6 protein-coding genes are annotated in these 8,230 nt (G+C 64.1%); 4 read left to right on the top strand and 2 right to left on the bottom strand.

From position 1 onward, the window contains the following. The 4 genes from ABD154_RS17865 to ABD154_RS17850 all read left to right on the top strand — a co-directional run. Positions 1-1,844, top strand: a 1,844-nt coding sequence (locus tag ABD154_RS17865; protein WP_425546747.1) for an Eco57I restriction-modification methylase domain-containing protein, incomplete at its 5' end; no start/stop codon positions are given. A 27-nt stretch (positions 1,845-1,871) separates the two neighbouring features. Next, positions 1,872-3,533, top strand: a complete 1,662-nt coding sequence (locus ABD154_RS17860) for an McrB family protein (RefSeq protein ID WP_344251850.1) — start codon at positions 1,872-1,874, stop codon at positions 3,531-3,533. Continuing rightward, entirely contained in the window at positions 3,517-4,980 is a 1,464-nt protein-coding gene (locus ABD154_RS17855) for a 5-methylcytosine restriction system specificity protein McrC (RefSeq protein ID WP_344251848.1), read from the top strand. Before ABD154_RS17860 ends, ABD154_RS17855 begins: the two co-directional genes overlap by 17 nt. A gap of 584 nt (positions 4,981-5,564) precedes the next feature. Further along, positions 5,565-6,041, top strand: coding sequence for a hypothetical protein (locus ABD154_RS17850; protein WP_344251847.1), 477 nt, complete (start codon positions 5,565-5,567; stop codon positions 6,039-6,041). A gap of 89 nt (positions 6,042-6,130) precedes the next feature. Here ABD154_RS17850 and ABD154_RS17845 read toward each other — a convergent pair whose 3' ends face one another. Together ABD154_RS17845 and ABD154_RS17840 are read right to left on the bottom strand one after the other, a co-directional pair. After that, complete coding sequence (locus ABD154_RS17845) at positions 6,131-7,285, bottom strand: DmpA family aminopeptidase (protein WP_344251846.1); 1,155 nt, start codon at positions 7,283-7,285, stop codon at positions 6,131-6,133. Positions 7,286-7,535: 250 nt separating this feature from the next. Then, a partial coding sequence (locus tag ABD154_RS17840) for an HNH endonuclease (protein ID WP_344251845.1) occupies positions 7,536-8,230 on the bottom strand: 695 nt, incomplete at its 5' end.

The following is an 8,230-nucleotide window of genomic DNA, read 5'->3' as shown; positions in this document are numbered from 1 at the left end:
AACGCGTTGGCCGGCTGCTCGCCGCACTGGCCGGCGCCCAGTCGGCCGATTCCATCATCGACCCGATGGTCGGCTCCGCCGATCTGCTCCAGGCTTGTCTGTCTGTCGGAGCGCGCCCCGAGAGGCTGGTCGGGACAGAGCTGGACCCGATCGCGCTTGATCGGGCCCGTTCCGCGCTAGCGGGCGTCGAAGGCACCGAACTCATGCTCGGCGATGCATTCTCCGCGACTCTACCCTCGACCCAGTTCGACCTCGTGATCACCAATCCGCCATACATTCGTTACCAGTCTAGGGGAAGAGTCGACGGCATCAGCGTGCCGACCAGCGCAGGGGTACGGGCAGGGTTAGCGCAGGCCATCGCAGACCGACCCGGGCTTTCGGACCAAGACCGGGCTCTGTGGCTCCGGGCGGCGAAAGAGTACCCGGGCACGTCCGACATCGCCGTGCCGGCGTGGATCCTGAGCGCTGCCCTCGTCCGAGAGGGCGGCGTGCTCGCCGTAGTTGCCCCGCAAGCCTGGCTGACCAGGAACTACGCACAGGCAGTACGGACGTTGCTTGACGCAGCCTTTGACGTCGAGGTCATCGTCGAGGATGGGGACGCGTCGTGGTTCGACGACGCGCAAGTCCGCACGCAGCTAGTCGTGGCCAGACGCCGCACGCTGACCGCGAGCCGAACTGTACGCAGGACTGTGATGGCGCGGGCGACCCGCGACCTCGCCGTCGACGGTGATTTGCGCGGCACGCTCGGCTCAGAACAAGCAGTCGCGACGGCCTTGCACGCGGTGAACTCTGGCAGCCCGGTTTCCGTCACCGCCGGCCTCGCTGCACACCTCGAGCAGGGCCTGTCCATGTCCGTCTCCAGCCAGGGCGCGCAGGTGCCGGCTCGGGTCGCCGCGGCCCTCGGATCCGAGTCCGACCGCACCCTCGTCCGCACGCTCGAATCCTACGGCTGGCGTGCCGGACAGGGCCTCCGCAGCGGTGCCAACGACTTCTTCTACGTCAGGCTCGTCGAAGGCGTCGTCCGCCCTGCCGCTCGCTGGGGGATCGGCTCGCTCGCCATCCCGACCGAGTGCCTCCTGCCGGCGGTACGGCGTCAGAGCGAGCTCGGCAACGAGTTCGCAGTTGACGAGTCGCTGCTGCCCTCGCGGGTCGTCAACCTCCGAGGATGGGTCACCGCGTCCGACCTGAAGCGCATGGGGCCCGGCGACTCGGAGGTCCTGCCTGCCCCCGTAGGGAAATGGATCGCCCAGGTCGCATCGACTCCCCTCTCCGCGAAGGACCCGACGAAGCTGTTCCCCGACCTGGCGGCGGTGGCAACGAACAGCAAGACTGACCACTCTGGCCGGCCGGTGAGGTTCTGGTACCAGCTGCCCGCCCTCGCCCCACGTCACCACCCAACCCTCTTTGTTGGGCGAGTGTGCGGTGGACGACCGAAGACCGTCCTGAACAGCCCGGGGGTTGTCGTGGACGCCAACTTCTCAGGGCTGTGGCCCGTCGAGCCGGACGCGCTGCCGCCGAATGCGTTGCTTGCATTATTGAACTCGAGCTGGACGTGGGCCAATCTCGAGTCGACGTGCACCGTGCTCGGGGGCGGTGCTCTGAAAGTCGAAGCAACTGATCTGCGGCGCTTGGCCCTCCCGGACCTCTCTGCAGCGGCAATCGACCGGCTCGAAGAACTCGGTCACTCGCTCGTGGACGACCCGAAGGTCACGGTCGCAGACTCGATCGACCAAGTGATCGCCGAATCGGTGGTGCCAGTCAGCGCCGCAGAGCTCCGAGCCCTCGCCGAGCGAGCCCTGCAGCATCGATCACGGGATGGATCGTCCGTCGGAGATCGCATATAGAGTTGTCTCAAAGGAAAGGTGGAGCCGATGGAATTGGCACTTGAGACGATTCGTGTGCTGCGGCGATTCAAGAACGCAGTTCTGGAAGGCCCTCCCGGAACAGGCAAGTCCCACGTGGTGGCGGCAGTCGCGGACGCGTGGGAAGCCGAGACGGGCAGACATCTCGCGGGCGACGGGCGCGGGCGCTACGCGATCACACTCCACCCCAACACTACGTACGAGGAGTTCGTCGAGGGGCTGCGGTACGACGACGCGAAGGCGTCGTTCGTCCGCAAAGACGGCTTCCTGCGCGACGTGATCAGCGAAGCGATCGCAGCTCCAGAGTCCGACTTCCTGGTGCTGATTGACGAGCTCAACCGGGCGAACGTCCCTAAGGTGTTCGGTGACCTGCTGCTGACGATGGAAGCCAGCAAGCGCGGCACCCCCAACGGGAAGGAAGTCGTCGGCGGCATGCAGGTCACCCTTCCTTACTCCGGCCAGCTGTTCTCGACTCCGAACAACCTCTACCTGCTCGGCACCATGAACACGTCGGACCGCTCGATCGCACCGCTGGACTCTGCGCTCCGCCGGCGGTTCGGCTTCGTCCGCGTCGAACCCTTGATCGGCGACGCGCTGCGCGCGCAGATCGAGAAGACGGACGGCAGAGAAGCTACCGACCGGGTCGAGCGTTCAATAGAGCAGTTGACCAACCTCAATGAGGCGCTGAGGCGATGCCTGGGGCCGAACGCGATGCTTGGCCACAGCTACCTTTTCGGCGTGGCCGCCACTGAGGGGTCGGTCGCTAACCTGAACGACCCGTTGGCGGAGCTGCGGCAAGCCGCCTCGAAGCCAACCGTGACGGGCGCGTTCTGGCTCGAAGCGCGCAAGCTCGACGGCGGCAGCCACACCCAGCTCGGACTCCCCGACTCCACGCCGGGCGGAAAGCGCGGGATCATCGACTCTTTCTACCCGATGGCCTCGAACGGAGTCTCGACGAGTTCGCGCTCGGTTCCGGACACGCACGACTACCTCGAGATCGCGTTCGAAGGCGAGAAGTATCTGGACAACCTCATGCGTCCCAATCCGGGTGGGAACAACCACAAGCTCTACTACCAGGGGCAGTCGGCCTCCGGAGAGCCCTTCAGCGCGGCGATCAGGGGGTACAAGCTCGACAACAAGGTTCACGTGTGGCTGCGCCACAGCGATCACACCTTCGAACTCGTCCTGATCGACAACGTCGGCCAGGCAGCCAAGGCCTTAAAAGCCATCAGCATCGGCCCGGACGGCTGGCACGAGGAGACCCGAGCCACGCAGCACGGCCCGGCTCGTCCATACGGCGTGATCGACCTGGCGAAGCTCAAGGAGACCGGTGAGGCACGTCGCGACGTCAACGAAGACGCCGAATGGATGGTCTGGCGCTACGCGATCCTCCCGCAGCTCATCGACACCGCCATGCAGGTGGGAGCGTCAAACCTGCTTACCAAGGAGACGCGACAGGCGTGGCTCGAATCAGCCAAGGCTTCCGACACCGGCGACCGCTGGGCAGCTTTCGACGACTTCCTGGCAAGTCTCTCAATCGCGATCGTCGAAGAAGGCCACGGGCTTACCCGAGGTCTTAGCGTCATAGACATCCCCGCTGGAGCGATTTCGGAGTACTCGTCTCTGGAAGAGCCGGACGACGCCGAGGACAACGATGACAGTGATCAGTAGCGCCTCTCGGCTCTGGATCAAGGCAAGCCCGCGCGGCACCCGCTCGGGCTTCGCCGTCCTACCTGACGGTGCCGGCGGGCGCGTGACTGTGACGGTGCTGCCCAAGCCGTGGGAGGCGGAGCCTCGGGTCGTCCGGGAGCACGCGCACTCCCCGGGGGCGACGACGCACGTCGTGGTGCACGAGACCGGGCTAGCCGCGATCAGGACCTCCGCCGAGTGCATCGGCACGCTGGCCGTGAGCCTCGCCGAGGCCTCGATGACCCAGGCCGACCTGCTCGCGCTCGGCTCCCCCTCGGACGACCCAGTCCATGAGCCGATCGGCCACGGGGAACCGTTCGGGCAGCTCATCGACCTCATGTTGCTCGCGGAGCGCGGTAGCCTGATGGACAGCCCTCTGACCTTCGAGGGGGCGTTCGCGCCGTCGGTGCTGCGGATGCTGACGCACGAGCACCTGCTGACGACGGTCGAGGGCCTCATCTTCCGGGCCCGTCCGAAGTACGACGAGCGCACCGAGACGTTGGAGATGCCCCGTGGCCGGCTGAGCGCTAAGGGCCTTTTATACTCGCTCGCGACGGGAACGCCGCGGGTGGAGTCGACGTTCGACGAGCTGACGACGGACACCCCGCTACTGCAGGTCATCGCGTCGGCTCTGCGGGTGATCGGCAGCGACCACCTGCCGCCGAAGGTAGCGCTGCTGCGTCCGGACCTGAAGACCCGAGCCACGCAGCTACTGCGCCACCTCTCGGGCGTCACGCTGATAGAGCGCGAGCGGGCCATCCTCCTCGCAGAGAGCCTCTGGTTCGGCCCGCTCGACCAGATCTGGAAGCCTGCGGTCGACGCGGCGCTGCCGGTGCTGCGCGCCTGGGCCGTCGAGCCCGAATCAGGGACCAGCACCACGGATGCCCTGCTCATCCAGGTCTCGACGGAGAAGTTCTGGGAGCAGTGCCTGGAACTCGCGCTGGAGAGCCGTTTCGCCACGCTCGCGGTCAGCCGCGACGGCCAACCAGATGAGGGTGTGAGCGTCCCTGCTCCCTGGAGCCCGCCGACCGCGAACGGTGACCGAATCGTCGATCCGGCCACCACCTCGTTCCCAGACTTCATACTGCGGACGGGCCGAAAAATTGTCGTCGCAGATGCCAAGTATAAGCTCGGCACCGGACGGGCCCCGGGCTCGGCCGACGGCTACCAGATGTTCGCCTATAGCCATCTCGCCACCCTCGACGGTAGGCCCTCGGATCTCGCGGCCTTACTGTATCCGACTGGCATCGGAGGTCAAATTCGCCAGTTCGAGCGCCAACGACTGAGGGACCGCGGTTACCCACTCTGGCTCGCGCACCTGCCGTTCCCGTGTCCGGCCGATCTGCGTGAGCAGCAGAACTGGAGTGTCTACATCGCCGGTTTGGCCGGACACCTTCGAGGATTCGCTAGGGACTGGGCCCAAAAGTGATGTTTCTCGGAAGAGTCACGGGGCTCCCGGCAGCAGCAAACTCGGGCTTGTTCTGATTCACCCGACTGCCTCACATGCCTGACGGATGGACCGTGGCCTTGTTGGCTCCCAGCGAGAGACTCCCCGGCTCGTGCTGCTGCAGGAGTTCCGGAGCCAGATCGTAGACAGAGTTGCCCGGTCTAAAACGATGAGCGATCCGTTGCCATCGCGACGGGTGAGAAGGACGGTCTCCGTAGGTCCACGGCGCGTGTCCGCTCACGATGAGCACGTCCGTGAGCCAGCGGAGCTGCTCCCGGTAACACACGCGCTGCAGACCGACTGGAGGCCGTACCCCGTACCCGAGCAGTATCGCATTCGTGTCGGAGGCGTGTAACGCCAGTTCGATCTCACGCCGTCCCTCGGCCCAAGCCTGGGACGGCGTAGCTGTATCCAGAGAGCTTGAGGTCGGTAACTCCTCTGCGTACAGATTCACGATCTCGGATGAATCGCAGCCGAGAACGGAACAGATTCCTTCGACACGTGCGCGTGTGATGGCCCCACTACCGGTCGGGCGACTATGAAGCACGGCAACTAGTCGACCGCTCATGTTGCACGCCCCCATCATCCACAACCGCCTCGGCAAGCCCGGCAGTTTCACCGATCCACGTAGTCACCTTCCGGATCGCCTGCAGCCTCGCCATTACAAGTCGATTCTCGCATGGGATCACGGCGTGCTCGACTCGGCACCCCGAGAAGGCGAATCTCAGGCGAGGACCGCCCACGGCGGGGCCGTCGAAGCGGCTCACTCACCCTCCAGCTCCAGCTTTGTCGCCTTGTCCGCACGGTTGGCCCTCGCGGCCGCCGGCGCTGAGCAAGATGCGCTCGGCCCCGTTCAGACCCCCGGCTCGCGACGGTCGGCGCGCCACCTCGAGAATCTCGGAGCTCTCGACCTCACTCTCGATGCAATCGATATGGGTGTTCTCGACGAAGTGAGCTCACGAGCCCTCGGCACACGAAATGTCTCCAACGACCCGAAGTGGATCAGCTCAGGAGCGAATGACGTCTCCGCCACGATCTCGTGAAAACTGAGCACTGGGTGCTGCGTGCTGAGCGCTGATGACAGCAACCGCAGCAGCACCCCGCCCACTGCGACGATCAGCACGCCGCACGGTCACACCCGTCCCCGGAACGCCCGCCTCACCTCGTCGTGGGGCAGTGCATAGCTGACGTGACCGTCACGACCGGCCATGTCCTCGGCGCCGACGAGCGTGTTGAGCACCGCTTCCTCGGTGGCTTCGACGACCGCGGCATAGAACGCGTCGATCCCTCCCCACGCGAGGACGTCCAGGCTCTCCACCGTTCCCGCAGCCGTGCCCATCCGCGATCTCAGCGCTCCCTCGTTGGCCGTGGAGAACGCCAAGAAGATGTCCCCGGAGAAGTGGCTCCCCGTCGTCCCCATCCGTGCCAGGCCCAGCGGCACCCGTCGCGCCAATGCGCGAAACTGCTCCGGCAGCAGAGGTGCATCGGTGGCGACGACGACAATGACGCTTCCGGCCCCCGGCACCGAGTCGGTTCCCAGGGTTGTCTCCCGTTCGAACCAATCGTCGTCCTCCATAGGATTCGGCACTGCGGAGTCGCGCCCCAGGCGGCGCCCCTCGACATTGAGTTCCCGGCGCGACCCGAAGTTCGCCTGCATGAGCACGCCGACCGTCCACTGCTGGTCGCCTGAGGTCACGATGCACGAGGCCGTGCCCGTTCCGCCCTTGAACCCGTAGCAGTTCATCCCCATCCCGCCGCCGACGCTGCCTTCGGCCACCGGCCCGCTCGCCGCTGACTCCAAAGCCGCGACCGCATGATCGGAGGTGACGACATCATCGTCGATCGAATTGAGGTACCCATCCCACGTTTCCCCGACGACCGGCAGCATCCACTGTGCCGCTGCCAGTGGGAAATTCTCCGCCGTCCATCGGTCGACGCCTCGACGGACTGCGCCGACGGCATGCGAGTTCGTGATCGCGATGGGAGTCTGAAGCTGGCCCGACTCGTCGATCCATGCCCGTCCAGTTAGCTCGCCGTTGCCGTTGAGCACCGCCACGCCCGCCGCACACGGACTGGCCGCCCGCTCTTTGCCGCGCGGGAAGATCACTGTCACTCCAGTGCGCGCGACCACCGGTTCGTCCTCAATGATCGTCACCGCTCCGACCTCGACGCCCGGAACGTCCGTGATCGCATTCCACCGCCCGGTCCGGCCCTCGAACGGAATGCCCAGATCCCGAGCGCGCGCAAGCCCGGCCGGCGCGGATTCTGTCGGGAAGCGCTCACCCATGGGCATCTCCAAGTGTCGGAAGCGAAGCACCGGAGCCTAAAGCAGACAAGGCGGAATCGGACTCAGTCGAGCTCGACAGTGAACAATCGAGAGCGAGTTCTGAGTTACTATACCGTTATTCACCGGCATCCGAGAATGGCGATGTTCAACTTGACGCTTCTATTCACCTTGAAGCTATATAGCCGCCGCGCATGCAGGCCGGTTCAATTGTTCTATAATATTCGGAGATTTTGTAGGCATTGTGTGAGTTTCAGAATCGCTCGGACTCTACGGCCCAATGAAATTCCCCGTCTATATATTCCAGGATATTTACATCTAATGCGCGATGATGGTTTCGGCACAAGATGAGTCCGTTATCGAGAGATGCTTCGCCGCCTAAGGAATCGGGCACGATATGCGCCGCCTCAAGTAGGCGGGGTTCTGAAACATTGCATCCATCTACTTCGCATTCAGCTGGCTTATACCTCAACAACAGGGCTCGAAACTTTCTCTGGTGGCGCCGCGAACGAACCAAGGTTTCGGCGTAGAGGCGTTCGATAGGCGAATCTTCTAATTCTGCATTTGCGATGACATCACGCAATATCTCGACTGATGAAGAGAATTTTTCGGACCACTGATGTTCTACTTCATTCACGGCGTCTTTGGGAATTTCCAATCCTCCTTGCATGCCTTTCCAAACCGCCGACGGGTAAAGTTCTGCAATTTCATTCAGGTCCAGAGGATTGTCAAAATCGACAACACCATCCCATTTCAGTGGCACATAGGTCATGCCCCTGGACGAACCGTCCCAATGCAGTAGCGCGACCGGTGTTCCCGTGACCCAGCCTGATGCGATTATTCCGCGAGTCCCTCCGCCGGTCTTTCGAATGAACACTCGGTCTCCGACGTTTACTTTGTTACGGTTGGGTCCGCTGAAGGTTTGGTTGACCTCCGGGTTTATGCCGC

Source organism: Brevibacterium sanguinis, from assembly GCF_039528855.1.
In the GTDB taxonomy this organism is placed as follows: Bacteria; Actinomycetota; Actinomycetes; order Actinomycetales; family Brevibacteriaceae; genus Brevibacterium; species Brevibacterium sanguinis.
The sequence above is the reverse complement of the archived record's forward strand: the minus strand, read 5'-3'. Positions and strand labels throughout refer to the sequence as shown.